This is a genomic window from Aeromonas sp. FDAARGOS 1417 (assembly GCF_019046985.1).
GTDB classification, from domain to species: Bacteria; Pseudomonadota; Gammaproteobacteria; order Enterobacterales; family Aeromonadaceae; genus Aeromonas; species Aeromonas veronii.
The window spans coordinates 3096224-3122500 of the sequence record NZ_CP077221.1; the positions used below are offsets into that span (position 1 = coordinate 3096224).

Below are 26277 nucleotides of genomic sequence, written 5' to 3' on the forward strand. Positions count from 1 at the left end.
TGTGTGATCAGTTCTTTTGCCGGCTCACTTTGAGCACGTTGGGCATGACGCGGATCTTGCGCATGATGTTGGCCAGATGGATACGGCTCTTGGTGGTGATGAGCAGGCTCACCTGATAGACCCGGCCATCCTTCTCCTCGGTACTGATGGCGTGAATATTGGCGCCGGTGGCGGCAATCACGTTGGCCAGCTCGGCCAGCGCACCCTGATGATTGATGATCTCGATGCTGATGCCGGTGCGGAACTCCTGTTCCTGCTCCTTGTCCACTTCCCACTGCACCGGCAAGTACTTGTCCGGCTCTTTGCTGTAGCCCTTGATGTTGCGACAGGCTTCCTGGTGGATCACCAGACCCTTGCCTGGGCTGATATGGGCGATGATGGCATCTCCCGGGATCGGGCGGCAGCAGTTGGCGAAGGTGACCAGCATGCCGTCGGCACCCTTGATCGGCATCTTCTTGCTGCTGGTTTTGGGCTGTTCTTCCGGCGGCAGTTCATCCCCCAGCATGCGACGCGCCACCATCACGCTCATGGCGTTGCCAAGACCCACATCGGCCAGCAGCCCCTGCAGGTTCTCGTGCTTGGTGTCGGCCAGCACCTGTTTGATGCGCGGCTCGGGAATGTCTTCGATATTCTTGGCGCCCAGCGCATGGTTGAGCAGGCGGCGACCCAACACCACCGACTCTTCGGTGCGCAGGTTCTTGAGGAACTGGCGGATCTTGGAGCGTGCCTTGGTGGTCACCACGAAGTTGAGCCAGGCCGCGTTGGGGCGAGCCCCCGGTGCCGTGATGATCTCCACCGTCTGGCCCGAGTGCAGTGGGCTGCTGAGCGGGTAGGGGTGGCGGTCGACCCGCGAACCGACGCAGGCGTGGCCAATGTCGGTGTGCACCGTGTAGGCGAAGTCCACCGGCGTGGCGCCAGCGGGCAACTCCATGATGCGTCCTTCCGGGGTAAAGACGTAGATTTCGTCGGGGAAGAGGTCGGTTTTGACCCCCTCGATAAATTCAAAGGAGCTGCCAGCGCTCTGCTGCAATTCCAGCAGGCTCTGCATCCAGCGCTGGGCGCGGATCTGGGCAGTGGTGCCCGAGCTGTCGCCATCCTGCTTGTAGGCCCAGTGGGCGGCAACCCCTTTGTCGGCCATCTGATCCATGAACTCGGTGCGAATTTGCACCTCCACCGGCACCCCGTGCGGCCCCACCAGCGAGGTGTGCAGCGACTGGTAGCCGTTGGTCTTGGGGATGGCGATGTAATCTTTGAAGCGGCCCGGTCGCGGCTTGTAGAGGCTGTGCATCTGCCCCAGCACCCGGTAACAGGTATCTATGTCCTTCACCTTGACCCGAAAGGCGTAGATATCCATTACCTCATGAAATTGCAGCTCTTTTTTCTCCATCTTGTTGTAGATGGAGAAGAGGTTCTTCTCGCGGCCACTGACCTGATGCTCGATCCCTGCCTCTTTCAGGCGACCGCTAATTTCGCTCTGGATGGAGTCGATGATCTCGCGGCGATTGCCACGGGCGCGGCGCACCGATTCGCGCAACACGCGGGATCGCATCGGATAGAGCGCCTCGAAGCCCAGCTCTTCCAGCTCGTTCTTCATGGTGTGAATACCGAGGCGGTTGGCGATGGGGGCGAAGATTTCGAGGGTTTCCCGGGCGATGCGGCGGCGTTTGTCAGGGCGCAGGGAGCCCAGGGTGCGCATGTTGTGGGTGCGGTCGGCCAGCTTGATCAGAATGACCCGGATATCCTGGGTCATCGCCATCACCATCTTGCGGAAGTTCTCGGCCTGCGCCTCTTTGCGATCACGAAATTTCAGCTTGTCGAGCTTGGAGACCCCGGCCACGAGTTCTGCAACCGCATTGCCGAATTGTTCGGCCAGATCGGCCTTGGTGACAGAGGTGTCTTCGATGACGTCGTGCAGTACGGCGGCCATCAGGGTTTCATGATCGAGGCGCATGTCACCCAGGATTCGGGCAACGGCAACGGGGTGGGTGATATAGGGTTCGCCACTGGAACGCATCTGGCCCTGGTGGGCATCACGGGCCACCACATAGGCTTGCTTGAGCTTCTCAACCTGCTCGGGTGGCAGGTAGGAACTGGCTATTTCTTTAAGGTTTTCAAATAAATACAAGACAGTCCCCGCAGCGGTAAAACGGCAATTCGTGGAATTGAGGGTATAGCCCTGAGTTTGCGAGGTTTTCGAGCGGTTGTAAATGGGGATGAACAGTCGGCACCCGGGCGGGTGCCAACCGGAGGAATAACTTAACCGCGGCCTTCGGCGATGGCAGCAACGGCAGCCAGCTCGGCGGCTTCCTGCTCTTGCTGTTCGTAGCGGTCCTGGGTGTCCATCACTTGATTGTTCACCAGACCCAGCTCGATCTCACGCAGGGCGATCACAGTCGGCTTGTCGTTCTCTTCGTCGACCAGGGGATCTTTGCCTTGTACCGCGATTTGACGAGCGCGGCGCGCGGCGACCAGCACCAGGTCAAAACGGTTACCTACCTGTTTTACAGCATCTTCTACAGTAACGCGTGCCATGCAGGACTCCAGTGTTTGGGCTTTCTGTATTTAGAAAAGCAGTGTTTAAAAATGACGCAAAAGTTTACTTGTTTTTGGCTTACTCTGCCAGTAGCTGTTGCAGCAAGTTTTTTTGAGCCTGTTGCTGGTGACGCATCTCCAGCCGTTGGCACTCAATAATGGACCTGAGCTGGAACAGCGCCTGCTCGAAGTCTTCATTGATAATGACATAGTCATACTCGTCGTAGTGCACCATTTCGGCAATGGCTTTCGCCATCCGGCTGGTAATCACTTCGGCGCTGTCCTGACCGCGCCCAATCAGGCGGCGTTCCAGCTCTTCGCGGCTGGGGGGCAGGATGAAAATGGATTTGGTCGGCATCTGCTCGCGGATCTGGCGGGCACCTTGCCAGTCGATGTCGAGGAATACGTCGATCCCCTTGGCCAGACAGGCTTCGATGGCGGCGCGTGAGGTGCCGTAGTAGTTGCCGAACACTTCGGCCCACTCCAGAAAATCACCGCGTTCGATCAGTGCCTTGAACTCTTCCACCTGAACGAAGTGGTAGTGTACGCCGTGCTCTTCGCCTGGGCGGGTGGCGCGAGTGGTGTGGGAAACCGACAGCTGCATCTTGCCCGCAGCGTTATGTTGGGTCAGCAAGGCATTGAGCAGACTGGATTTACCCGCGCCGCTCGGAGAGGAGATGATATAGAGAGTGCCTTGTTGCGCCATATTATTACCTTTAATCGAAACCGCTGTTTTGGTTGTAGCAGAGACCGCCGTCTTGTGCCCGAAAGGGAGACAGCCAAACGCAAAACGCGGAAAATTCTTGAGTCAGGAGGATGTAAAGGCGGCGAATTTTACCAGAATGCGGCGAATAAAAAAACGGCCGGAATCATATTCCAGCCGATCAAAGTATTCGTAGCTTGCTGCGGGAGCGTAACCCACATCAGCCTGCATTGTGCCTTTGGCTGAGGGCAGAGGCTATCAGGTTATCCCTGCCTGATGGCTCGGAATTCCCGAGGTGCCCTGTCACTACGGCAGCTGACGATCTGCACAGAGGCGGTCGAAGGCGGCGATCACCTGCTCGCTGGTGATTTTTCGCATGGCCTCCGGATCCTTGAGGCGGGTGCGCCAGCTCAATTCGGCCAGCGGCTTGCCGGTCTCCTGCTCGACCAGCTCCTGATAGACGCTGACCACGTAGTCGCGGCACAGATATGGGCCGGTGCGGGCCGGATTGTGGTGGGCATAGAGACCGATCACCGGCGTGCCCACTATGGTGGCCATATGGGTGGGGCCGGTATCGGGGGCCAGTACCAGACTCGCCTCGCCAATCAGCGCCAACAGCTGCTTGAGGTTGGTCTGCCCCACCAGATCGACCGGCTTGCTCTGGCTGAGTTGCCGGATCTCGGCGGCCAGATCCCGCTCCAGCTTGGCCGGCCCGCCACAGAGATAAACCTGAAAGCCCTTGTTGGCGGCGTGATCCGCCAGCGCGGCATAGCCTGCGGCCGTCCAGTTCTTGAAGGCCTTGCTGGCGGCGGCGCAGATCAGCAGGGTCGGTTTGCCGCCAATCTTCTCCTTTGCCCACGCCTGATGATCGGCGCTGATGGGCAGTTGCCAGTCCGGGGTCAGATCCTTGATGCCAAGCTCTTTGGCGAAAGAGAGGAAACCGTCCAGCACATGGGGGGAGGCAGGCGAAGGCACCTTGTGGTTGGTGAACAGCCACTGGCCGTCGTTGGCTCGTTCCCGATCAAACCCGAGTTTGACCTTGGCGCTGATGCCGAGGGTGGCGATGCTGGCTCGCATCGCTGCCTGCAGGTGGAGCAGGGCATCGAATTTGCGCCCCTTGAGGGTCTGCCAGAGATCGCGATAGCCGCGCCATCCCTTGCTCTTGTCGAAGGGGATTACCTCGACCCCGGGCAGATCGGCAAACAGGGTTGCCTCGATTTTGCCGGTGATCCAGGTGATACGGGTCTGTGGCCACTCCCGCTGGATGACGCGCACCAGCGCCAGTGCGTGGCAGCAATCCCCGATGGCGGAGAGCCGCAGGATGCAGATGGAGGAGGGGGGCGTTTGAAATAGCGGCATGTTGTGGCGCACGGCTGGCAAAAAGGGTGGATGGCATTATGCAAACTCCCCTCTGGATTGTAAAATTGCGCGCAATCGTCAGCCGGGATAGGCCGGGCCCAGCGCCATGACCTGTCTTTGCACGTCGTTGATTAAAGGCCACTATTGCGGGCATGCCAGAGCGGCAGCCTCATCGCCAATTGAAAAATTGCGATCCATGACCCACCGAGCGGGATCTCCACGATGCGAGTACAGACCGAACACAACCAGATCTGCTGGTATGCCGAAGGGGCCTTTCGCGACCCCTCTCCCCAGTTATTCGATCCTGCCTGGTGGCAGAACAACCGTCAGGTGGTGGGAACCTCCATCGGGCGGGGGGTGACCTGGTTCGTCAAGGATGAGTCCCGCCATCTGGTGCTGCGCCACTACTATCGTGGCGGCATGGTGGGCAAGGTGGTGCGGGATCGCTTCTGGTTCGAAGGGGTCGAGTCGAGCCGTGCCATGGCCGAATACACCCTGCTGGCCAAGCTGTGTGAGCTGGGGTTGCCGGTGCCGTGTCCGTTTGGTGCCCGCATGGTCAAACAGGGCCCATTCTATCGTGCCGATATCCTGATTGAGCGAATTCGCGGTGCCAAGGATATGGTGGCACTGCTCAAGCAGGGGCCGGTGGCGACCGAGGTATGGCACAAGATAGGTCAGACGGTGCGTCAGCTGCACGATGCCGGGGTCTATCACGCCGATCTCAACAGCCACAACCTGCTGCTCGATAAAGAGGGCAAGGTGTGGGTGATCGATTTTGACAAGGGGGCGATCCGCTCCCCCGGCGAATGGCAGAAGGCCAATCTGGAACGCTTGCTCCGTTCATTCAATAAAGAGTCTCAACTGCATACCAGTTTCCACTTCGTACCGGAGAACTGGCAGACCTTGATGAACGGGTATCAGGGAAAAGCGATCTGACCCTGTTGCTCGGCGTGAACGCCAATGTTACTTATTGAGCAGGTATTCAGATCCTGTTTCGAGGCGCCCCATGGAAATGCTCAAGACACCTTTGGTCGATGTGACTGCCCGGCTTGATCCGGGTCTGCTGTCTGATGCCATGGCGCTGCTGGAGGCGGGGATCTGGAGCTGGTCAGCCCAACATGGACTGCAGCGTGATCCCTCCTGCCTGCGCCTGTTGGGATTGGGAGAGTGCTGGCCGGATGATCTCGGCTGGCTGGATCGGGTGCATCCCGACGATGTTGCCCGGCTGGAAGATGCCCTGCTCGCCTGCCAGAGCGGCCGCAGCAGCGGTCTGCGCCTCGAATACCGCATTCTGCATCATCACGGTCACTACATCCGGCTGGAAGAGCGGATACGTCGTGATGAGCGGGGTTATCTGCTGGGGGTCGTCCGTCACCTCGATCCCGCTGCCGTGCTGGTGGAGGAGCGACATGGCACCGATCCGCTGACCGGTCTGGAGAGCCGTGGCCGTTTCGAGCAACTGCTTGAAGAGCGGCTTGCGACCGAGAGTGGCACTTTCAGTCTGCTGCAGTTTTCGGTCGATCACATGGCCAAAATCCAGCAGTTGTTTGGCGAAGCGGCTTGCGACGCCATGCTGGCCAAGCTGGCGCGTATCGTGCGCCACGAGCTGCGGCGGGAAGATCCCTTCGCCCGCTGGGATGAGGACGGTTTTATCCTGATGCTCTCCCAGACCGAGCGGATGAGTGCGCTGGAGATCGCCGAGCGGCTGCGCCTCGAGATTGCCGATGCCAGCCTGTTGTCACAGCGGCCGGTCACCGTCAGCATCGGGCTGGTGCAGAGTCAGGCTGGCGAGCAGCTCGATCATCTGCTGGCCCGGCTGGCCAGCTGTCACAGTCAGGCCAGACGGGAGCACAACACCGTCGTCGGCTGAGTGCGGTCAGGGTAGGCTGCGCTTGTCACGCTGGCAGACCCAGAGCGAGGCCAGCATCAGCAGGCCGCCGATGGTCAGTCGGGTCAGGTCGGTATCCTTGCCCCAGAGCAGCAGATTGACCAGCAAGCCGGCCGGAATGAGCGCATTGTTCATGATGGCCAGCACTCCGCTGGTGACCAGCGTCGCCCCCTTGTTCCAGAGGAAGTAGCCGAGGCCGGAGGCACCCACCCCCAGCCAGAGCAGAATACCCCACTGCAACCCTGACGTCGGATATTGCGGCTTGCCCAGTAGCCACCAGGCGGGCAGTGCGATCACCAGCGCCCCCAGATAGAAGCAGCCGAACACCGCCAGTTGCGGCGGTTGCTCCGCCTCCCGTGCCAGCAGTACCTTGTAGCCCACCTGACCCAGGGCGAAACAGAGGTTGGCCCCCTGTACCACCATAAATCCCAGCACATAGCTTTCGGTCAGCCCGTCGAAACGGATGACGGCAGCCCCGATCACCGCCAGCAGGGCGCCCCACAGATAGGTGGGCTTGAAGCGCCCTTCCAGCAGGTCGTGGAGCAGGGTGACGTAGATGGGGGTGAAGATGGTAAAGACCAGCACTTCCGGCACCGTCAGCAGCAGGAAGGAGTGGTAGTAGAAGAGATACATGATGCCGAGCTGGATGGCGCCGAGGGCCATCAGCTTGGCCGCCAGATCGGGGCGTAGCCAGCGGCGGCGCAGGAAGGGGAGAAACACCAGACTGGCGAGGGCGATGCGGGTCAGCACCGAGAAGTAGGCATCCACCTGGCCAGCGAGGTAGACCCCGATCAGGCTGAAGGAGAATGACCAGAGCAGGGTGACCCCTATCAAGTAGTTCATGTGTTTGATTTATCGTCAGTTGTCAATTTTAAGGGGGCTATGATGGCCGAGATGGAAGCGGCAATCCAGCGTTTATGGGCGCGATTGCCACAGGTCGGAGCATTTTCCTTTACCGCCAGCAATAGCGAGGGGTCGGCGACCGACTGGAATGGTCGGGGCGAGGGGCGTGTGCAGGTGACCGATCATCAGGGTGGCTTACTCTTTAACGAGCAGGGTCGCTACACCACGCCTCATGGCAGGGAACTCGCCATGCATAACAGCTTCTGGTGGCAGCGTAGCGAGCGGGGGATCCGTCTCTCCCATTTGCGTTATGAGGCGCCGGTCGAACTGTTCGAGCTGCTGCCGCAGGGGGATGGCCGCTGGCTGACCGCCGAACCCCATCTGTGCGGGGCGGATCACTACAGCGCCGAGTTGACCGAGATCGACGGCGGTTTCTTGCTGAGCTGGCAGATCACCGGGCCGCGCAAGAACGAGCGACTCAGCTATCGCTATCTGATCTGACGCCGGCTGGCAGGTATAAAAAAACCGGCGCAGAGCGCCGGTAGCGGGGGACAAATCGGAGGTTTTTAAAACAGTCCCAAAAACAGGAGAGATAGACTCTCGTCACACATTCAGAGATGGACTTCAGGCATTCAGGGCATAGCTCAGCATGGCTTGCAGCTTGCTATCGAAGAACCAGGGCAGCAGTACCATCAGCAGGCCCAGGATCCCGGCCAGCCGCTGGCGATACTGCCAGCCGGCAATCAGTACCAGACCACCGCACAGTGTGGTCAGGATGCCTGACATAGGGAGACCTCGCGCTGCATGCGACGCTGCTGCGCCCACTGGTTCATGGCGACCGAGCCGAGGATCAGGGCCAGAGCAACACCTGTGGTGGGATGGATCTGCTCGCCGAGGAACAGGGCACCCAGCATCACGCCGAACAGCGGTACCAGATAGTTGCTGAAGGAGGCGAACGTCGGGCCGGCCTTCTGGATCAGCGCCATGTAGAGGAAGTAGACCAGACCGGTACAGAGGGTACCCAGCACGGTGATCGCGCTCAGGGCCTGGGTGCTCGGCAGGGTCAGGCTGCCGAGATCAACCATGAATGGGGCGACCAGCAGCAACTGGATTGCCGAGGAGATCAGGATATTGCGGGCGACCACGACCGGATGGTCCTTGGCGAAGCGCTTGATCATCAGCAGGCCGATGGCGAAGCAGCTGGCTCCCAGCAGGATGGCCATGGCACCGAGCAGACCGGCGTTCATGCCCTGGGAGAGTTTCGGCCAGAACAGGGTGAGCACACCGGCAAAGCCGATGATCACGGAAAGCAGGCCGGTTTTGGTGATTCTTTCACCAGAAATAAACAGCGGTGCAGCCAGAATGGTCACAAACGGGATACAACCCATGACCACGGCGGCGATGGCGCTATCCACATACTGTTGGCCCCAGGCGACCATGATGAAGGGGATGGTGGCATCCAGCAGGGCGATCAGCATATAGGTGCGCCACGGGGTGTGCTCACTCTTGAGTCGCATGAACAGGCAGAGCAGACCCAGGGTCAGGCTGCCGCACAGGGCACGACCGGCAGCCACCAGAATGGGGGGCAACTCGGCAACGGCTTGGTGCATGAAAATGAACTGGGAACCCCACAGCAGGCCAATGGCCAGCAATAACAGATAGCTACGCATTTGAATCTCCGATGTATTAAGCCAGCGCATTCTAGGCAATCTGTTACTATGGTAAAAATGAATTGTTGGCATTTAACTATGGCTAATATCGATGGATAGCTCGCTCGCCCGTCTCGACCTCAACCTGCTCGCCGTATTCGACATGCTGATGCAGGAGCGCAACGTCACCCGTGCCGCCGAACGGCTGCATCTCTCCCAATCCACCGTCAGTCACGCCTTGGGGCGGCTGCGGGTGGCGCTGGATGACCCGCTGTTCGTGATGAGTCGGCGCGAGATGATGCCGACCGAGCGGGCCAAGGCGCTGGCAGGGCCGGTACGGCAGGCGCTGGCGATGCTGGAGCAGGGATTGCGGCAGGCCAAAGGGTTTGATCCCGCCACTGCGCGGCGGATTTTCCGTATCGCCACCCCGGGCTCGGTAGAGCACGGGCTGGTGCCGGTGCTGGTGGAGCGGCTCCATCGGCAGGCCCCTCACTGTCGGCTTGAGGTGTGCGAGCTTGCCGACAGCAACTACGAGCGGGAGCTGGAGAAGGGGGAGCTGGATCTGGTGATCGGTTTCGCCGGTGCGAATCACCTCTCACCGCGCTTGTGGCGGGAGGAGTGGTTCAACAACCCGCTGGTCTGCCTGTCGCCCCTTGGCAGCGAATTGCCCGATGTGCTGACTCCGGTCGAGCTGGTGAGCCGTCCCCACATCCACACCTCCAGCTGGGGTCACAGTCAGGCGATGGTGGAGCTCTGGCTGGCCCGCTTCGGGGTGGAGCGGGAGTTGGGCGTACGGTTGCCGAGCTTTATGGCGGTGCCGCCGCTGATGGCGACCGGTCGCTATCTGGTGGTGGTGCCCGAGATGATCGGGCGCCACTTCTGCCGCTACTACCCGCTGCGGATGCACCAGCTCGACCCTGCCATCCCCATCGTCTACCTGATGGCGGGGCACCCGCTCACCGCCCATGACGAGGCGATCGGCTGGTTCAAGAGCCTGCTGCACCAGCTGGTGTTCGACCTCTACGGCGACGATGCGCTCGGTACTCCCGCTCAGCGGATGCTGGCGAAGTAGTCGAGCCCCATGGCGCTTTTCACCTCCGCCAATACCTCATCGGTGATGATGCGAGCCTGCTCGGTGCCCTGATAGAGCAGCTCCAGCAGCATCTTCTTGTCGGCAATGGCCGCGGCACGGCGCTCCCGCATCGGGGCGAGCAGGGTTTGCAGGCAGTCATTGAGCACCTGTTTGCAACGCATATCGCCCAACCCGCCGCGCCGGTAGTGCGCCTTCATTTCGGCGACCAGCGCCTTGTCGGGGTGGAAAGCATCCAGATAGGCGAACACCGTATTTCCCTCCACCTGACCCGGATCGCTCACTTTGAGGTGGTTGGGGTCGGTATACATGGCGAACACCGCCTGTTTGACCTCTTCCGCCGACATGCCGAGCTCTATGGTGTTGCCGAGAGACTTGGACATCTTGGCCTTGCCGTCGATGCCGGGCAGGCGGCCAGTGTCGCTCAGGATCGGCTGGCATTCGGTCAGCACCTCTTTGCCTACTAGAGAGTTGAAGCGGCGGACGATCTCGTTGGTCTGCTCCAGCATCGGCAGCTGATCTTCCCCGACCGGCACGTGGCTGGCGCGAAAGGCGGTGATGTCGGCGGCCTGACTGACCGGATAAACCAGAAATCCGGCCGGCAGCGTGCGTTCGAACCCTTTCTGCTGGATCTCCGCCTTGACGGTGGGATTGCGCTCCAGCCGGGCGACGCTGACCAGATTGAGGTAGTAGCAGGTGAGCTCGGCGAGGGCGGGCAGGGCGCTCTGCAGGCAGAAGGTGGTCTTGGCCGGGTCGAGGCCGACCGCCAGATAGTCGGCCATCACCTCCAGTACGTTGTCGGTCACCTTGGCCGGGTTGTGGCCGTTGTCGGTCAGCGCCTGCAAGTCGGCGATCATCACGAACTGGCGGTAGTGGTGCTGGGCTTCGACGCGCTGGCGCAGGGAACCGACATAGTGGCCGATGTGCAGTTTGCCAGTGGGACGATCGCCAGTCAGGATTACAGGGTTGTGCATGTCACTCTCTCCAGTTGGGTGAGCCGGGAGGCGACAAAGGGATAAAAACAGTTGACCGCCTCTCGGCGGTCACGGTGTTTTCTTTGGGAAATCTTGAATAGAAACGCTGTGCCGCCTGTTTAGGAGCAGCACCACCAGTAGTTGTGATTGAATGCGGTCATGTTCATAGCAAATCAAACTACGCCGGTTTCATTACTTCTGCAAGGGGACGACCAGCAGATCGCAGGGCACCGTATTCATCAGCTGACGGGCGCTGGAGGTGAGCAGACTCCAGAAACTCTGGCGATGGCCGCACACCAGTAGGTCGATCTCGTACTCCTTGACCGCCTGATTGACCCGCTCGCTCAGATCGCCGCAGATCACCAGCTTCTTCTCGATGGGGTAGTCCACCGAAGCGAGGAAGGCCTCCAGCTTCTCTTTCGCTTCGGCGATCACCTGATCCTGCACGTTGTCGATGTCGATATCGATCATCTCGGTGTAGAGATCCTTGAGGTCCACATCGACATGGATAACCGACAGCTTGGCGCCGTTGGAGCGGGCTCTGTCCACCGCCTTGTCGATCACCTTGCGGTTGTCTTCAGAGAGGTCGATCGCGGCCAGAATATGCTTGTAATAGGTTGTTCCACTCATGGGGGTTCTCCTTACCGATCCTTCAGCCCACTATACCAATCTCTGCTGAAACTAAAATGGTGCCTCAGGCACAGTTTTGGGATTTAAATGAGTTTAATGACGTGTGACACAGGGTCAGCCACTCAGTTATTAACCACTATTTGCCTATAAATTAAACAAGAGTTTGACGCCGGTCACACCCCTCGGCTTGCCGATCAGGGGGGAGAGGCATAGGATGGGCCCGTGCTTCGCAATGAACACAAAACAACAAAAAGCATCTGAATACCGCTTTGGGGAGCCACGTGCTCCCTTTTGTTTTTCTGCCTCAATTCCCGCGGCTTTTCTGACTGATAGCGATCCGGCATCAAGTTAATCTCTTTCGATTTGGTTATGCTGTAGCCAGTTTCTTTGGAGGCCTTCCCATGATCATTCATCCCCAGATTCAAGGTTGTGTTGCCCGCAACTGTCACCCCATCGGCTGTCGCGCCGCCGTGCAGCAGCAGATCGAACGTATCAAGGCCGCTGGCCCGTTCAACGGCCCCAAGCGGGTGCTGGTGCTGGGGGCTTCCTCCGGGTTTGGACTGGCGTCGCGCATTGCGCTCGCCTTTGGTGCCGGTGCCGACACCATCGGCATCTCGTTTGAGCGGGGCCCTTCCGACAAAGGATTGGGCAGCGCCGGTTGGTACAACAACATCTGGTTTCGCAAGGAGGCGGAGCAGGAGGGGCGTATCGCCATCAACCTGATCGGTGATGCCTTCTCTGATGGCATGCGCCAGCAGGCCATCGACACCATCCGCCAGCAGCTGGGGCAGGTGGATCTGGTGATCTACTCGCTGGCGAGCGGCATCCGGGTGCTGCCCGATGGCACGCAGGTGCGCTCTGTGCTCAAGACCACCGGCCAGCCATTCAGCGGCTGGGGGCTGGATCTGGAGCGCGATACTCTGGTGCAGCAGTCACTGGCGCCAGCCACCCCGGAGGAGATCCGCGATACCGTCACCGTGATGGGGGGCGAGGATTGGCAGCTCTGGATGCAGGCATTGCAGCAGGCCGGTTGTCTCGCTCCCGGCGCGCAAACCGTGGCCTACTCCTATATCGGCCCCGAATCCACCTATCCCCTCTATCGGGATGGCACCATCGGTTATGCCAAGGAGCATCTGCATGCCACCGCCGAGACCATCAACCTGCAACTGGCCGAGATTGGTGGCCATGCCTGGGTGTCGGTCTGCAAGGCGCTGGTGACCAAGGCGAGCGCCTATATTCCGGTGTTGCCGGTTTATCTCGGCTTGTTGATGGAGGTGATGAAGGAGCGCGGTGTGCACGAAGGCTGCATCGAGCAGATGCAGCGACTGTTCGCCGCCAAGATGTACGGGCCCAATGGGGTGGTGGCCGATGGTAACCGGCTGATCCGGATGGATGACCACGAGCTCGACCCGGCCATTCAGGCCGCCGTTTCGGCGCTCTGGCCCAAGGTGACACCGGACAATTTCCACGGGCTGGGGGATTTTGCCGGGCTGCGCCAGGATTTCATGCAGCTCAACGGCTTCGAGCTGCCGGGCGTCGATTATGCTGCGCCGGTGGATGTCGCCTCCCTTGGCGAGCTGACCCCCTGAGCTGAAAGAAACGGGATCTCCCTCTCGTTGGCGGGTTGATTCGCGGCGGGAGTGTGGCGACAATCGATACCAAATCACTGAGGAGAAACAAGATGCTGGCCCAAGCCATGATCGAGAAGTTGAACGAGCAGATTAACCTGGAGTTCTACTCCTCCAATCTCTATCTGCAGATGAGCGCCTGGTGCGAAGACAAGGGCTTTGAAGGGGCGGCGACCTTCCTGCGCCAGCACGCGGTCGAGGAGCGCCAGCATATGGAGCGTCTGTTCACCTACGTGAGCGAGACCGGCGCCATGCCCAAGCTGGGTGCCATCGATGCCCCTCCCCACGAGTTCAAGTCGCTGGGTGACGTGTTCCGTACCACCCTGGAGCACGAGTATCACATCACCAAGTGCATCAATGGTCTGGCCCACGTAGCCTTCACCACCCAGGACTATTCCACCTTCAATTTCCTGCAGTGGTATGTGGCCGAGCAGCATGAAGAGGAGAAGCTGTTCAAGAGCATCGTCGACCGTCTGGGTCTGGTGGGTGAAGATGGCAAAGGCCTCTACTTCATCGACAAGGAGCTGGCCGAGCTGGCCAAGGGCGCCCCTGCCAGCATCATGGACAGCAACGCCTGATAGTCGTGGACACTTAGTGTTCAGCCAGTACAATAACGGCCCTTTTAAGGGCCGTTATTTATTCTGGTGGGCAGCCACTATGGTTGTGTTCCGTCAGAGGCAATCTCGGTTCTGGCCAGGTGCCGTTTCTATTTTGATAAGTGAGTGATGATGAAGCAGGTCGATGTGGTGGTGATCGGGGCCGGTGCGGCCGGATTGATGTGTGCGGCGCAGGCGGGCTACCGTGGTCGCTCCGTGCTGGTGCTCGATAACGCCAAGAAGCCGGGCCGCAAGATCCTCATCAGTGGCGGTGGCCGCTGCAACTTCACCAACCATCAGGCGGGCGCTCACGCCTACCTGTCGGAGAATCCCCACTTCAGCAAGTCGGCGCTGGCTCGCTACACCCAGCAGGACTTTATCGATCTGGTGGACCGCCACGGGGTCAACTATCACGAGCGCACCCTGGGGCAGCTGTTCTGTCTCGAGAGTGCCAAGGATATCGTCGATGTGCTGCTTACCGAGTGTGACTGGGCCGGGGTGACCCTGCAGTTCCAGACCGAGATCCTCACCGTCAGCAAGCAGGACGAAGGCTTTGTGTTGACGACCAGCAAAGGTGAGATCGGCTGTCACTCGCTGGTGATGGCGACTGGCGGTCTCTCCATGCCCAAGCTGGGTGCTACCCCTTACGGCTTCAAGCTGGCGGAGCAGTTCGGCCTCAAGGTGCTGCCGACCCGCGCCGGTCTGGTGCCCTTTACCCTCCATCAGGCAGAGAAAGAGGCGTTCGCCGATCTGGCGGGCATCAGCCTGCCGGTCGCGGTGACCGCCGAGGATGGCACCCGCTTCAAGGAGGCGATGCTGTTCACCCATCGCGGCCTCTCCGGCCCCGTCATCCTGCAGATCTCCTCCTACTGGCATGCGGGTGAGAAGATCCACATCAACCTGCTGCCGGAGCTGGATATTCCGGCCGCCCTGCGTGAATGGGCGCAGGCTCACCCGGCGCAGGAGCTGAAAACCGTGCTGGGGCGCGAGCTGCCCAAGCGCTTCGTCGACAAGCTGGTGGAGCTGGGCCAGCTGGTCAGCAAGCCGATGCGCCAGTACAACGAGCGGGAGCTGGAAGCGGTGGCCAATTTGCTGGGTGACTGGCAGATCCTGCCCAACGGCACCGAGGGGTATCGCACCGCAGAAGTGACCCTGGGTGGCGTCGATACCAACGAGCTCTCCTCCAAGACCATGGAGGCACGCAAGGTGCCCGGCCTCTACTTCATCGGCGAGGTGGTGGATGTGACCGGCTGGCTCGGTGGCTACAACTTCCAGTGGGCCTGGTCCTCCGGCTGGGTGGCCGGTCAGTACTGTTGATGTCACAGGGGCTGGTTTATCCGGCCCCGATTTATTGGTCAGGATTAGGGTGATCGGTCGGGTTGCCGCAAGGGGGCGCAGATGCTTGAGAATCAGATGATGTTGTTGGCGGTGTTCGAACGGGCGGCGCTGATGCTGATGACCCTCTTCTTCCTGACCCGCACCCGGCCGTTCCAGCGGCTGTTCCAGAAGCGGGATCACACCCCGGCGGAGCTGGTGCTGGTGGCCTCCATCTTCGGCCTGTTTGCGGTGTTCAGTACCTACACCGGCATTCCGGTAGAGGGGGCGCTGATCAACGTGCGGATCATTGCCATCATCTCCGGCGGCATTCTGTTTGGCCCCTGGGTCGGCATTCCGGCCGGGGTCATCTCCGGCCTGCACCGCTACCTCATCGATATGGATGGTCACACTTCCATCCCTTGCCTTATCGCCAGCATCATCGCCGGGCTGCTCGCCACCTGGTTGCACCTGCGCTGTCGAAAGTCGCGGCTCTGGCTCTACGGCATTCTGGCGGGGATGCTCTGCGAAGGGCTCACTATGTTGCTGATCTGGCTGCTGACCGAGCCCCACGAAGTCGGGGTGGAGATCGTCAACCATATCGCCTATCCGATGATCGCCGGGGCGCTCTGCATCGGCCTTATCATCAAGCTGGTGCAGGATCTGGATGACGAGAAGGAGCTGATTGCCGCCAAGCAGGCCAAGCTGGCGCTCGATATCGCCAACAAGACGCTGCCCTTCTTCCAGAACATCGATCGCCACTCCCTCAGTCAGGTGTGCGATGTGATCCGGCGCGACATCAGCGCCGATGCGGTGGCCATCACAGATACCCATGACGTGCTGGCTTATGTCGGTGTGGGCAAGGACTATTACGAGCTGGATGAGCACCACGCCATCAGCGGCATGACCCAGCAGGCGGTGCTGCTCGACCAGATCATCATCAACAACGATCTGCGCCAGTATCACCTCTCCGATTTCCACTCGGTCATCATTATTCCGCTGCGGGAGAACGGCTCGGTGAGCGGCACCCTCAAGATCTACTACCGCCGCACCCACAGCATCACCAGCTCGCTGCGGGAGATGGCGGTGGGCCTCTCCCAGCTTATCTCCACCCAGATGGAGGTGTCGCGCATCGAGCAGCTCAAAGAGATGACCCGCAAGGCGGAGTTCACCGCGCTGCAGAGCAAGATCAACCCGCACTTCCTGTTCAATGCCCTCAACGCCATCTCATCCTTGATCCGCATCCGGCCCCAGCAGGCACGCCAGCTGATCGCCAATCTGGCGGATTACCTGCGCTACAACCTCAACAAGGGGGATGAGCTTATCGACATTCAGGAGGAGCTGCAGCAGGTGCGCGACTACGTGGCCATCGAGCAGGCCCGCTTCGGCGACAAGCTGGAGGTGGTATTCGAGGTGGACGACGTGCACATTCAGGTGCCGAGCCTGCTGTTGCAGCCGCTGGTGGAAAACGCCATCCTGCACGGCATCCAGCCCCGCAGCGCGCCGGGCCGGGTCACCATCGAGGTGAAACAGCTGGCGGGCGGCATCCGGGTATCGGTGCGCGATACCGGTTACGGCATCAGTCAGGCGGTGATCGACGGGGTGGCTGCCGGGCGGGTGGAGAGCCGCAGCATCGGCCTGATGAACGTGCATCAGCGGGTCAAGCTGCTCTATGGCGACGGCCTGCACCTCAAGCGGCTGGAGCCGGGTACCGAAGTGAGTTTCTATCTGCCGGATCAGGAGTCGATGCCATGTTGAGAGCCATCACTGTTGAAGACGAGTCGCTGACTGGAGAGGCGTTGTCATGCTGAAAGCGATCATAGTGGAAGACGAGTATCTGGCTCGCGAAGAGCTGATCTATCTGGTGAATCAGCACAGCCAGATCGAGATAGTGGCGAGCTTCGAGGATGGGCTGGAGGCGTTCAAATACCTGCAGGATCACGAGGTGGATGTGGTGTTTCTGGATATCCAGATCCCCTCCATCGATGGCCTGCTGCTGGCCAAGAACCTGCACAAGTCGAGCCATCCGCCCCACATCGTCTTCGTTACCGCCTACAAGGAGTTTGCGGTGGAAGCGTTCGAGCTGGAGGCGTTCGACTACATCCTCAAGCCCTACAACGAGCCCCGCATCATCAATCTGCTGCAAAAGCTCGAGCATGCGGGCAAGTCGCAGCCAGCCTCCACGGGGGAGGCGAGCGGCGAGGGGAGCAGCCCGCACAATCGCACCGTCAATCTGGTGAAGGGGGAGCGCATCATCGTCACCCCCTGCGAGCAGATCTACTACGCGGAAGCCGACGAGAAGCTCACCTATGTCTACACCCGCGATGATCGCTACGTGATGACCATGACCATCAGCGAGTTTGTCAGCCGGCTGCCGGCCGAGGGCTTTTTCCGTTGCCACCGCTCCTACTGCGTCAACATCAACAAGATCCGCGAAATAGTCCCCTGGTTCAACAGCACCTATCTCATCCGGCTCCATGATCTGCCGTTCGAGGTGCCGGTCAGTCGCAGCAACATCAAGGCGTTCCGTCAGCTGATGCGGCTCTGATTGTCATTCATTCCCGCCGATCTGCATTTCATGCCTTAATCGATCGGCGCGAGCTGCGTCTTGCCTATAGTGGCCTCAATTTCCTTAAGGCCATCGACCGAGACGCATCATGACCAAAGAGATGAACCGCACCCGGTACCTGACACTAATCGGTACCATCATCACCCAGTTTGCACTGGGTTCTGTCTATACCTGGAGCCTGTTCAACGCCCAGCTCTCCGACAAGCTGGACGAGCCGGTGAGTCAGGTTGCTTTCGCCTTCGGCCTGCTCAGCCTGTCGCTGGCGGTCGCCTCCTCCATGGCGGGCAAACTGCAGGAGCGGTTCGGGGTGCGCAACGTGACCCTGGGGGCTGGCGTGCTGCTCGGCATCGGTTTCTTCCTCACCGCTCATGCTAGCAATCTGGCGATGCTCTACCTCTGCGCGGGTATTCTGGTCGGTTTTGCCGACGGTACCGGCTACCTGATGACCCTCTCCAACTGCGTGAAGTGGTTCCCGGAGCGCAAGGGGCTGATCTCCGCCTGCTCCATCGGTGCCTATGGTCTCGGCAGTCTCGGTTTCAAATATATCAACCTGCTGCTGCTCTCCAGCTCCGGCCTTGAGACCACATTCCAGCTGTGGGGCTTGATTGCGATGTCCATGGTGCTGGTGGGTGGCATGCTGATGAAGGATGCGCCCAAGCAGGCTGCTTCCGTACAGCAGAGTGAGAGCCGTGACTTCACTCTGGCCGAGGCGATGCGCAAGCCGCAGTACTGGATGCTGGCGCTGATGTTCCTCACCGCCTGCATGAGCGGCCTCTACGTCATCGGCGTGGCCAAGGATATCGGCGAGAAGATGGTGGGTCTGCCAGCAGTGGTGGCTGCCAATGCCGTCGCCATCATCGCCATGGCCAACCTGGGGGGCCGTCTGGTGCTGGGGATCCTCTCCGACAAGATGTCCCGCATCCGGGTCATCACCATCGCCCAGCTGATTACCCTGGCGGGCATGGCGCTGCTGCTGTTTGTACCGCTCAATGCCAACCTGTTCTTTGTGGCGGTCGCCTGTGTGGCGTTCAGCTTCGGCGGCACCATCACCGTCTACCCCTCGCTGGTGAGCGACTTCTTCGGTCTCAACAACCTGACCAAGAACTACGGTGTCATCTATCTGGGCTTTGGTCTGGGCAGCATCATCGGCTCCATCGTGGCCTCTCTGTTTGGCGGCTTTATGGCGACCTTCCACCTGATCCTGGTGTTGCTGGTGGTGGCGCTGGTGCTCTCCCTCACCATCCGCCTGCCGGCACCGGTAGCGGTGGAGCGGGCCTGATAAGCCTCCCTGCCATAGCAAGCAAAAACAGAGACCCGGGCCATGCCCGGGTCTTTGCATTTCCGATGCTCGATCAGCGTGGCGCTAGCCCCAGCAGCTGGCGGGCCTGACGGCAGCTCTCCTCCACCGTTGACCAGTCGTCATCGGTTACCGTGATGTGGCCCATCTTGCGGCCGGGGCGGGGTTCGCCCTTGCCGTAGAGGTGCAGATGCAGGCCGGGCAGCGCCAGCAGGGCAGCCCAGTCGGGCGTGCCGTTTTGCCAGAGATCCCCCAGCAGATTGATTAACAGGGCGGGGCGCACGGCGATCTGCTCTGGCAGCGGCAGATCGCACAGGGCGCGCACCTGCAACTCGAACTGGCTGCATGCGGCGTTGTCGAGGCTGGGGTGACCCGAGTTGTGGGGGCGGGGCGCCAGCTCGTTGACCAATAGCCTCCCCTCCACCAGAAAGAACTCCACCGTCAGCACCCCCACGTAGTCGAGGGCCGCGATCAGTCGCTCAGCGATTCCTTTGGCTTCGCTCTCCAGCGTTGGCACGTTGGCAGGGGAGCGGGTCTGATCGAGGATGCCGCCGCTGTGCCAGTTCTGCACCAGTGGCAGGGCGCTGATGGCACCATTCGGACTGCGGGCCAGGGTCAGGGCAAACTCCCCCTCCAGCGCCAGCCGTTGTTCCAGCACGCAGGGCACGCCACTGGCTGCCAGCGCCGTCGCCAGCTCATCCAGATCGCTCACCTGCCACTGCCCCTTGCCGTCGTACCCCTCGCGGGCCGTCTTGAGGATGGCAGGGAAGAGTTCGCTGGCCTGTGCGGGGATAGGCTCTTCCGGCAGTAGCGCCAGATAGGGGGCGACCCGGATGTTGGCTCCGCGCAGAAAGGCTTTCTCCTCGCGGCGATCCTGACAGATGCGCACCGCGCTGGCGCCCGGGCGTACCGGCTTTTGTTTTTCGAGCAGGGCGAGGGTGGTGGCGGGCACATTTTCGAATTCGCAGCTGATGGCCTCGCAGCGGCTGGCCAGCTCGTGCAGGGCGGTCGGGTCGTCATAGGGGGCGACAATATGGTGATCGGCGGCGGCACCGGCGATGCTGGCGGGGTCGGGATCAAGCACCACCACCTTATAGCCGAGCCGATGGGCGGCCATCACGAAGTAGCGGCCAAGCTGGCCGCCACCGAGCATGCCGAGGGTGGCGGGGGGCAGGATCATGTCGGCTCCTCCAGCGTGAGGGCAAGCACCCGGTTGCGCTCGTGGGTGCGGAAGTCGTCGAGCTGCTGCCGGTAGCGGGGGGCGTCGCCGTCTTGTGCAACGGAGAGCAGAGAGACAGCAAACAGGGCAGCGTTGGCGGCCCCCGCCTCGCCGATGGCGAAGGTGGCGACCGGCACCCCTTTGGGCATCTGCACGATGGAGAGTAGCGAGTCCATCCCCTTGAGATGACGGGAGGGGATAGGCACCCCCAGCACCGGCAATGTGGTCTTGGCGGCGACCATACCCGGCAGGTGGGCGGCTCCACCGGCCCCGGCGATGATGGCGCGCAGGCCGCGCTCGCGGGCAGTGGCGGCATACTCGAACAGCAGATCCGGGGTGCGATGGGCTGAGACCACCTTAGCCTCGTAGGGCACGCCGTGCTCCTTGAGGATACGGGCGGCGGCCTGCAGCACGGGCCAGTCGGAGTCGGAGCCCATTACCAGGCCGATCAGGGGAGGGGTGTTCATTTTCTCTGAATCCTTACTGTTAAACGTTTGCTTTTGGTAAACAAAAAGAGCCGGCAAGCCGGCTCAGAATTTCTCGGGTCGCACGATTTCGACCGGTTGCAGAAAGGCGATCATGGCGTAGTCGGGGTAGTAGCGACTCTGCAGGTGGGCCAGCAGCCGCTCCGCCTGCTCCCGACTGCAGATGGCCTCCAGCCGGATGTTGCCGCTCTCGCTCCAGCTGGCGTTGCGCTCACCATGATCGCCACGACCGCGGGCATCTGTGATGGTGTAGCCGCGCAGCCCCTCGCGGGTGAGGGTGCGCAGCAGGGTCGGCTCCAGATTGGCTTCCGTAATGACGGTCAGCAGGGTGCGGGTCTCGGTCTGCATGTGGCTACTCCGTGAAGTGGCGGGCCCAGCTGTGGTAGAGCGGGATCCCCAGCATGATGTTGAACGGGAAGGTGACCCCCAGCACGGCGCTGAGGGACAGCCCCGGGTTGGCCTGAGGTACGGCGATGCGCATGGTGGCCGGCACTGCAATATAGGAGGCGCTGGCCGCCAGGGTAGCCAGCAGGGTCAGGCCGCCGCGAGATAGCCCCATCAGCTGGCCAGCCGCCAAACCCAGTCCCGCCGAGGCGAGCGGCATCAGCAGGGCGAAGCCGAGCAGGAACAGGCCGTGGCGGCGCAGATCCTGACACTGGCGGGCGACGATCAGGCCCATCTCCAGCAGGAACAGCGCCAGCGCCCCCTTGAACAGGTCGACAAACAGCGGTTTGAGCGGGGCAATTCCGTCCGGCCCGGCCAGATAGCCGATGGCCATGCCGCCCAGCAGCAGGGTCACCCCTTTGCCGAGGAAGGTCTCGTGGGCCAGCATGCGCCAGCGGGTCTCGCGACTGATGCCGCGGGCCAGCACTATGCCCACCAGAATGGCGGGGATCTCCATCACCGCCAGGAAGATGGAGAGCTGGGATTCAAAGCTGATGCCCCGCTCGGTGAGCCAGTTCACCCCGACCGCAAAGGTGGCCACGCTGACCGAACCATAGTGGGCGGCGGTGGCGGCTGCATCCACCCGGTTCATCTTGAGGCGCAGCACAGCAAAGCCGAGCAGGGTCTGCACCACGCCGAGCAGGATCACCAGCGCCAGTTGCGGCAGCAGAGGCTGCAGGGATTGCTGGGCCAGACCGACGCCGCCCTTGAGGCCGATGGCCAGCAGCAGAAAGAGAGAGAGGGTGTCGTAGAGGGCAGGAGGCAGTTTGAGCTCGGAGCGCACCAGACCGGCCAGCAGACCAAACAGAAAGAAGAGTACAACAACGTCCAGCATGATGGTTCGCAGGGCAGTTCAGATAATGGTTGCATGCTAGAGCCCGCAATGTTTCGATAAAATCAGATTCTCGCTGATGGTTGTTCGGTAAAAACTGATAGGGAACGGCATGCTCAACTACAAACAGCTCTACTACTTCTGGCATGTGGCGCGCAGTGGCAGTGTGACGCAGGCCGCCGAACAGCTGCATCTCACGCCGCAGACCATCAGCGGTCAGGTGGCCGAGCTGGAGCAGTCCCTCGGGGTGGCGCTGTTCAACCGGGTGGGGCGGCGTCTGGTGCTGACCGCTGCGGGTCGGCAGGCGCAGGAGCAGGCGGGGGCCATTTTCTCGCTCGGCGCCGAGCTGGAGCACACCCTGCGCCACGCCAGCCAGGAGCTGACTATGCAGGTGGGGATCGCCGATTCGGTACCCCGCACCCTGGCGTTCGAGCTGCTGGCTCCCGCCATGGCGCTGGCGACCCCATTGCGGCTGGTGTGCCACGAAGAGCGGGCCGAGCAGCTATTCAGCGAACTGGCCCGCCACAAGCTGGATATGGTGCTGATCGATCGCCCGCTCCCTCCCGACAGCGGCGTGCGTGGCTATAACCACGCGCTGGGGCGCAGCCCGCTGGCGCTGTTTGCCAGCCCCGAGCTGGCGGCGCGGGCGCGGGACGGCTTTCCCGCCTCGCTGGAGGGGCTGCCGTTGCTGATCCCCGGAGAGAAGTCTGCCACCCACGATCGGCTGCTGGAGTGGTATCGCCAGCAGGGCATTCATCCCCATCTGGTGGGGCAGTTTGATGACTCCACCCTGATGAAGTCGTTCGGCAAGGCGGGGATGGGGATCTTCCCGGCGCCGCTGGCGATGGCTGACGAGATTGGTCGCCTCTACGGAGTGGAGCGGATTGCGACTCTGAGCGATGTTACCCTCTCTTATTATCTGGTCTCGGCAGGGCGCCATCTCTCTCATCCCGGGGTGCAGGCGGTGATGGAGGGGGCTCAACAGCGGCTGGCGGCGCTGGCGGGCAACAAATAGAAATCTGGATGGCTATACATCCAGCTTGGCTCTGCCTATAATCCTCCCGCTTTGGCGCATCATGCTTAATAGGGAATCCGGTGAGAATCCGGAGCTGGCGCGCAGCGGTAAGGGGGAACGAAGCGACATCAGGGCACTGCCGTCAGGCGGGAAGCCGTCGCCGTAGGCTATCAGCCCCCGAGCCCGAAGACCTGCCAGAGTTCGTATTTCGGGCCGAGAGAAACCGGCCACGAAGTAGATACTTACGCGAACTTAAGGATCTCTCATGTCGAAGAAATTTCTGGCGGCTGCCCTGTTGCCGACGGCGGCGTTTGCCCAGCAGCTGACCATTCCCGTCAATCCCACCATGGTGGTGACCGCTACCCGCGTCGCCCAACCTGCCTCCAGCGTGCTTGCCCCGGTCAATGTGGTGACCCGGGACGAGATCGATCGCCTGCAAGCCCAGACCGTGACCGATGTGGTCAAGACCCTGCCCGGTGTGGAAGTGGTCAGCAATGGTGGCCGAGGCCAGCTCAGCTCGCTGCGGGTGCGTGGTGGCACCTCTTCCCAGACGCTGGTGCTGGTGGATGGGGTGCGCAGTGCCTCCCTGACCGCCGGGATGACCGAACTGAACAATCTGCCACTCAATCAGGTGGAGCGCATTGAATACATTCGTGGCCCACGCGCCACCATTTATGGTTCTGATGCCATCGGCGGGGTGATCAACATCATTACCCGTCCCGACAAGGGGACAAATCAGCACAAGTTCAATATCGGTGTTGGTTCCCATCAACAGCGTCAGGCCGCTTTCAGTAGTGCCAGCCAGGTAGGTGAGGCGGGTCAGCTCAAGGTGGCTGGCGGTTTTGATGATGAAGAGGGTTACAACGTACACCCCTTGCCCGGCATCAACGATGGTGACCGTCACGGGCATCAGGGCTACAACGCCATGCTGGACTACCAGCAGGCGCTCGGTAGCAATTGGGATCTGTTCGGTACAACCCGCTGGTTCCGCAATGTCGCCCAGTACGACCGCTCTTCTGCGGCTTCCGCCTGGGGGCCTGCCACCCGTCAGCGCAACGAGACCTGGACTGAAAACCAGAGCTATCAGCTGGGGTCGCGCTATCACGATGATCGCTATCTGAGTGAGTTGCGTGGCGCCTTCTCCAAACAGGATGCGTACGACTATCAGGACAACAGTGGCCGCGATCAGGCCAATACCCGGACCTACACCCGCCAGTACAGCCTGAACTGGGTCAACAGCTTGAAATTGAGCGAGAGCTGGACGCTGGGAGGCGGGGCCGATTGGCAGAGTGATCGACTGGATGATCGCTCCCGCTCCTCCGGCTCCACGTATCCGGTCGACGCCAAAGAGCGCGACAACACCGGCCTCTATGCCCTGGCCCAGTTTGACAACCAGATATGGCAGGGTGAGCTGAGCGGCCGTAGCGATGACAACGAACAGTATGGCCGCCACAATACCTGGCAGACCGGCGCTGGCTGGCGCTTTGCGGAAGATTACCGCCTGAGTGCCCGTTACGGTACCGGTTTCCGCGCCCCGACCTTTAACGATCTCTACTATCCGGGTTCTGGCAATCCCAACCTGAAGCCGGAAGAGTCGAAGAGCAGCGAGCTGATGCTTGACGGTCAAACTGCGGGTGTCGAGTGGCGTATGACCGGTTATCGTAATGATTTCGAGCAGATGATCCAGTGGGCCCCTAATGGTAATGGTGGGTCATCACCACAAAACGTTGGTAAGGCTCGCATTGAAGGGGTCGAGCTGGAAGGGGAGTTTGATACCGGCTGGTTGAGTCATAGAGTCTCTGCCGAGTACAAGGATCCCAAAGACAAGGTGACCGATAAACAGTTGCAGCTGATCTCCCGCAAAGGGGCCAAGTGGATTACGCAGGCGCAGTGGCAGCAGTTTGACGGCTCGTTGAGCTGGATCTATCAGGGGGAGCGCTATGGCAATGTGGCCAATACCACCGAACTGGGTGGTTACAGCCTCTGGAATCTGGCCGTTGGCTACAAGGTGACGCCGGCACTCAAGGTATCGGGCAAGATCAACAACCTGCTGGACAAGCACTATCAGACGGCGGTGGGTTACCCTGCCGATGAGCGCGCTTACTACGTAACAATGGATTACTCACTCTAAGCCGGACCCGGCCACACGGAAAAATCAGGGGCCCTGCCATTGGCAGGGCCTTTTCTATTGGCGGCAGGCGGGAGTATGATCGCCGCCTTGCACCAAAGGGGAGCTCAAGTGGCCAATATTCTCGTGTTTGATTCCGGTATGGGTGGCCTGACCATCTACCGCGAGATCCGCCGCGTTCTGCCGGCACACAACTATTTCTACTGCTTCGACAACGCCAACTTCCCCTATGGTGAATTGAGCGAGCCCGCTCTCATCGCAGCCTGTTCCCGCTTGGTGACCACCATGGTGGCCCGTCATCAGATCGATTTGGTGGTGATTGCCTGCAACACGGCCAGCACCATAGCGCTGCCGGCTCTGCGTGAGGCACTGGATATTCCCGTGGTGGGGGTGGTGCCTGCCATCAAGCCCGCCGCCGTGCAGACTCGCAACGGTTGTATCGGTCTGCTGGCTACACCGGGCACCGTCAGCCGCGACTATACCCACGAACTGATCGCCCAGTTTGCCCCCGGCAAGCGGGTGTTGCTCAAGGGCACCACCGAGCTGGTTATAGAAGCCGAACACAAGCTGGCGGGCCTGCCGGTCAACATGGCGTTGCTGCGTGAAGTGCTGGCTGACTGGCTGGAGGGGGAAGAGCAGCCGGATACGCTGGTGCTCGGTTGTACCCACTTCCCGCTACTCAATGAAGAGATTGGGCATCTGATGCCGCAATGCCAGCTTATTGACTCGGGCAGTGCCGTTGCCAAACGGGTGGCCTGGTTGCTGAGCAATGGCGGGCATGCCACCGTGCAGCCTGTACATATAGAAGAGGTGATTGCCAGGGCTTACTGTACCCGGCTGGATGGGGAGGCCCAAAAACTGACAGCCCCCTTGCAAGCATGGGGGCTGTCATCACTGGAAGAGGTGAAGTACTGACGAGCGGTTAGGCGTCAGTTTCGCTACCTTCTCTTTCCTCTTTATCACGTTTGTCATTCGCTTCACGCACCTTGAGGGTGCGCTGCTGATACTCTTTGTCATTCAAAGCGGCAATCGCCTTGGCGGCATCGGCGGCGGGCATCTCCACGAAACCGAAACCTCTGCGC

General features: G+C 60.9%; 27 protein-coding genes and 1 riboswitch (1 of these 28 running past the window's edge). Of the genes, 13 read left to right on the forward strand and 14 right to left on the reverse strand.

The annotated features are described in order from the left end of the window. Window positions 1-7 precede the first annotated feature (7 nt). From spoT to I6L47_RS14235, 4 genes are all read right to left on the reverse strand, one after another. Window positions 8-2125 carry a bifunctional GTP diphosphokinase/guanosine-3',5'-bis pyrophosphate 3'-pyrophosphohydrolase gene (gene spoT / locus I6L47_RS14220; protein ID WP_110304367.1) on the reverse strand — a complete coding sequence of 706 codons (2118 nt, stop codon included), beginning with the start codon at window positions 2123-2125 and terminating at the stop codon, window positions 8-10. 131 nt (window positions 2126-2256) lie between these two features. Next, window positions 2257-2532, reverse strand: a complete 276-nt coding sequence (gene rpoZ, locus I6L47_RS14225; protein WP_005307060.1) for a DNA-directed RNA polymerase subunit omega — start codon at window positions 2530-2532, stop codon at window positions 2257-2259. A 79-nt stretch (window positions 2533-2611) separates the two neighbouring features. Further along, window positions 2612-3238: a guanylate kinase gene (gmk, locus tag I6L47_RS14230; protein WP_216947664.1), complete on the reverse strand. Its 627-nt coding sequence runs from the start codon at window positions 3236-3238 to the stop codon at window positions 2612-2614. Window positions 3239-3541: 303 nt separating this feature from the next. Further along, on the reverse strand, window positions 3542-4594 hold the full coding sequence (locus I6L47_RS14235) for a glycosyltransferase family 9 protein (protein ID WP_216947665.1): 1053 nt from the start codon (window positions 4592-4594) through the stop codon (window positions 3542-3544). 222 nt (window positions 4595-4816) lie between these two features. Here I6L47_RS14235 and I6L47_RS14240 point away from each other — a divergent pair, with 222 nt between their 5' ends. Together I6L47_RS14240 and I6L47_RS14245 are read left to right on the forward strand one after the other, a co-directional pair. Continuing rightward, on the forward strand, window positions 4817-5530 hold the full coding sequence (locus I6L47_RS14240; protein ID WP_216947666.1) for a 3-deoxy-D-manno-octulosonic acid kinase: 714 nt from the start codon (window positions 4817-4819) through the stop codon (window positions 5528-5530). Between the two features lie 70 nt (window positions 5531-5600). Beyond that, window positions 5601-6464, forward strand: a complete 864-nt coding sequence (locus I6L47_RS14245) for a sensor domain-containing diguanylate cyclase (RefSeq protein ID WP_047439840.1) — start codon at window positions 5601-5603, stop codon at window positions 6462-6464. 6 nt (window positions 6465-6470) lie between these two features. On the opposite strand, the gene I6L47_RS14250 is transcribed toward I6L47_RS14245, so the two are convergent. Further along, window positions 6471-7325 (reverse strand): carboxylate/amino acid/amine transporter, encoded by an 855-nt coding sequence (locus I6L47_RS14250; protein WP_216947667.1) that lies wholly within the window; start codon window positions 7323-7325, stop codon window positions 6471-6473. A 39-nt stretch (window positions 7326-7364) separates the two neighbouring features. Here I6L47_RS14250 and I6L47_RS14255 point away from each other — a divergent pair, with 39 nt between their 5' ends. Continuing rightward, window positions 7365-7826, forward strand: a complete 462-nt coding sequence (locus I6L47_RS14255) for a DUF6314 family protein (protein ID WP_216947668.1) — start codon at window positions 7365-7367, stop codon at window positions 7824-7826. A gap of 123 nt (window positions 7827-7949) precedes the next feature. Here the strand turns inward: I6L47_RS14255 and I6L47_RS14260 are convergent, their stop codons facing one another. Continuing rightward, on the reverse strand, window positions 7950-8111 hold the full coding sequence (locus I6L47_RS14260) for a hypothetical protein (RefSeq protein ID WP_005339236.1): 162 nt from the start codon (window positions 8109-8111) through the stop codon (window positions 7950-7952). Beyond that, the gene (locus tag I6L47_RS14265; protein WP_005357113.1) at window positions 8096-8995 is read right to left on the reverse strand and encodes a DMT family transporter; all 900 of its coding nucleotides are present in this window, start codon (window positions 8993-8995) and stop codon (window positions 8096-8098) included. Before I6L47_RS14265 ends, I6L47_RS14260 begins: the two co-directional genes overlap by 16 nt. A gap of 91 nt (window positions 8996-9086) precedes the next feature. Here I6L47_RS14265 and I6L47_RS14270 point away from each other — a divergent pair, with 91 nt between their 5' ends. Then, window positions 9087-10046 (forward strand): LysR family transcriptional regulator, encoded by a 960-nt coding sequence (locus I6L47_RS14270; protein ID WP_005339232.1) that lies wholly within the window; start codon window positions 9087-9089, stop codon window positions 10044-10046. Here I6L47_RS14270 and trpS read toward each other — a convergent pair. After that, a complete protein-coding gene (gene trpS, locus I6L47_RS14275; RefSeq protein WP_042054381.1) occupies window positions 10025-11038 on the reverse strand; it encodes a tryptophan--tRNA ligase in 1014 nt (337 codons plus the stop codon). The two genes, I6L47_RS14270 and trpS, sit on opposite strands and share 22 nt — an antisense overlap. 192 nt (window positions 11039-11230) lie before the next feature. Beyond that, complete coding sequence (locus I6L47_RS14280; RefSeq protein WP_005339229.1) at window positions 11231-11668, reverse strand: universal stress protein; 438 nt, start codon at window positions 11666-11668, stop codon at window positions 11231-11233. A gap of 401 nt (window positions 11669-12069) precedes the next feature. Between I6L47_RS14280 and fabV the strand changes: the two genes are divergently transcribed. The 6 genes from fabV to I6L47_RS14310 all read left to right on the forward strand — a co-directional run bounded on the left by fabV (window position 12070) and on the right by I6L47_RS14310 (window position 19054). Then, window positions 12070-13257 (forward strand): enoyl-ACP reductase FabV, encoded by a 1188-nt coding sequence (gene fabV, locus I6L47_RS14285; protein WP_005357104.1) that lies wholly within the window; start codon window positions 12070-12072, stop codon window positions 13255-13257. Window positions 13258-13349: 92 nt separating this feature from the next. Then, window positions 13350-13874 carry a non-heme ferritin gene (gene ftnA / locus I6L47_RS14290; RefSeq protein WP_005339225.1) on the forward strand — a complete coding sequence of 175 codons (525 nt, stop codon included), beginning with the start codon at window positions 13350-13352 and terminating at the stop codon, window positions 13872-13874. A 150-nt stretch (window positions 13875-14024) separates the two neighbouring features. Next, window positions 14025-15209, forward strand: a complete 1185-nt coding sequence (locus I6L47_RS14295) for an NAD(P)/FAD-dependent oxidoreductase (RefSeq protein ID WP_216949362.1) — start codon at window positions 14025-14027, stop codon at window positions 15207-15209. Window positions 15210-15290: 81 nt separating this feature from the next. After that, window positions 15291-16964 (forward strand): sensor histidine kinase, encoded by a 1674-nt coding sequence (locus I6L47_RS14300; RefSeq protein ID WP_005339222.1) that lies wholly within the window; start codon window positions 15291-15293, stop codon window positions 16962-16964. Between the two features lie 46 nt (window positions 16965-17010). After that, on the forward strand, window positions 17011-17754 hold the full coding sequence (locus I6L47_RS14305) for a LytTR family DNA-binding domain-containing protein (RefSeq protein ID WP_019446256.1): 744 nt from the start codon (window positions 17011-17013) through the stop codon (window positions 17752-17754). A gap of 109 nt (window positions 17755-17863) precedes the next feature. Continuing rightward, complete coding sequence (locus I6L47_RS14310; RefSeq protein WP_040069602.1) at window positions 17864-19054, forward strand: MFS transporter; 1191 nt, start codon at window positions 17864-17866, stop codon at window positions 19052-19054. A 73-nt stretch (window positions 19055-19127) separates the two neighbouring features. Here the strand turns inward: I6L47_RS14310 and I6L47_RS14315 are convergent, their stop codons facing one another. The 4 genes from I6L47_RS14315 to I6L47_RS14330 form a co-directional block, all read right to left on the reverse strand. Continuing rightward, on the reverse strand, window positions 19128-20252 hold the full coding sequence (locus I6L47_RS14315; protein WP_216947669.1) for a 5-(carboxyamino)imidazole ribonucleotide synthase: 1125 nt from the start codon (window positions 20250-20252) through the stop codon (window positions 19128-19130). After that, window positions 20249-20758: a 5-(carboxyamino)imidazole ribonucleotide mutase gene (gene purE / locus I6L47_RS14320; RefSeq protein ID WP_201954405.1), complete on the reverse strand. Its 510-nt coding sequence runs from the start codon at window positions 20756-20758 to the stop codon at window positions 20249-20251. Before purE ends, I6L47_RS14315 begins: the two co-directional genes overlap by 4 nt. Window positions 20759-20821: 63 nt before the next feature. After that, window positions 20822-21124: a hypothetical protein gene (locus I6L47_RS14325; RefSeq protein WP_005321666.1), complete on the reverse strand. Its 303-nt coding sequence runs from the start codon at window positions 21122-21124 to the stop codon at window positions 20822-20824. Window positions 21125-21128: 4 nt separating this feature from the next. Continuing rightward, window positions 21129-22055, reverse strand: a complete 927-nt coding sequence (locus tag I6L47_RS14330; protein ID WP_005339208.1) for a sodium-dependent bicarbonate transport family permease — start codon at window positions 22053-22055, stop codon at window positions 21129-21131. Between the two features lie 109 nt (window positions 22056-22164). On the opposite strand from I6L47_RS14330, the gene I6L47_RS14335 reads away from it, so the two are divergent. The 3 genes from I6L47_RS14335 to murI all read left to right on the forward strand — a co-directional run bounded on the left by I6L47_RS14335 (window position 22165) and on the right by murI (window position 26110). Continuing rightward, window positions 22165-23067 carry a LysR family transcriptional regulator gene (locus I6L47_RS14335; protein ID WP_216947670.1) on the forward strand — a complete coding sequence of 301 codons (903 nt, stop codon included), beginning with the start codon at window positions 22165-22167 and terminating at the stop codon, window positions 23065-23067. 35 nt (window positions 23068-23102) lie between these two features. Continuing rightward, window positions 23103-23281: riboswitch (cobalamin riboswitch) on the forward strand. A gap of 51 nt (window positions 23282-23332) precedes the next feature. Beyond that, a complete protein-coding gene (locus tag I6L47_RS14340) occupies window positions 23333-25198 on the forward strand; it encodes a TonB-dependent receptor (RefSeq protein WP_216947671.1) in 1866 nt (621 codons plus the stop codon). Window positions 25199-25306: 108 nt separating this feature from the next. Then, a complete protein-coding gene (murI, locus tag I6L47_RS14345; protein ID WP_216947672.1) occupies window positions 25307-26110 on the forward strand; it encodes a glutamate racemase in 804 nt (267 codons plus the stop codon). Between the two features lie 7 nt (window positions 26111-26117). Here the strand turns inward: murI and I6L47_RS14350 are convergent, their stop codons facing one another. Continuing rightward, on the reverse strand, window positions 26118-26277 hold the final stretch of the coding sequence (locus I6L47_RS14350; RefSeq protein ID WP_005339200.1) for an RNA-binding protein. The gene runs 332 nt beyond the window's last position; 160 of the gene's 492 nt are visible here — the last part of the coding sequence; its start codon lies beyond the right edge, outside the window; the stop codon is at window positions 26118-26120.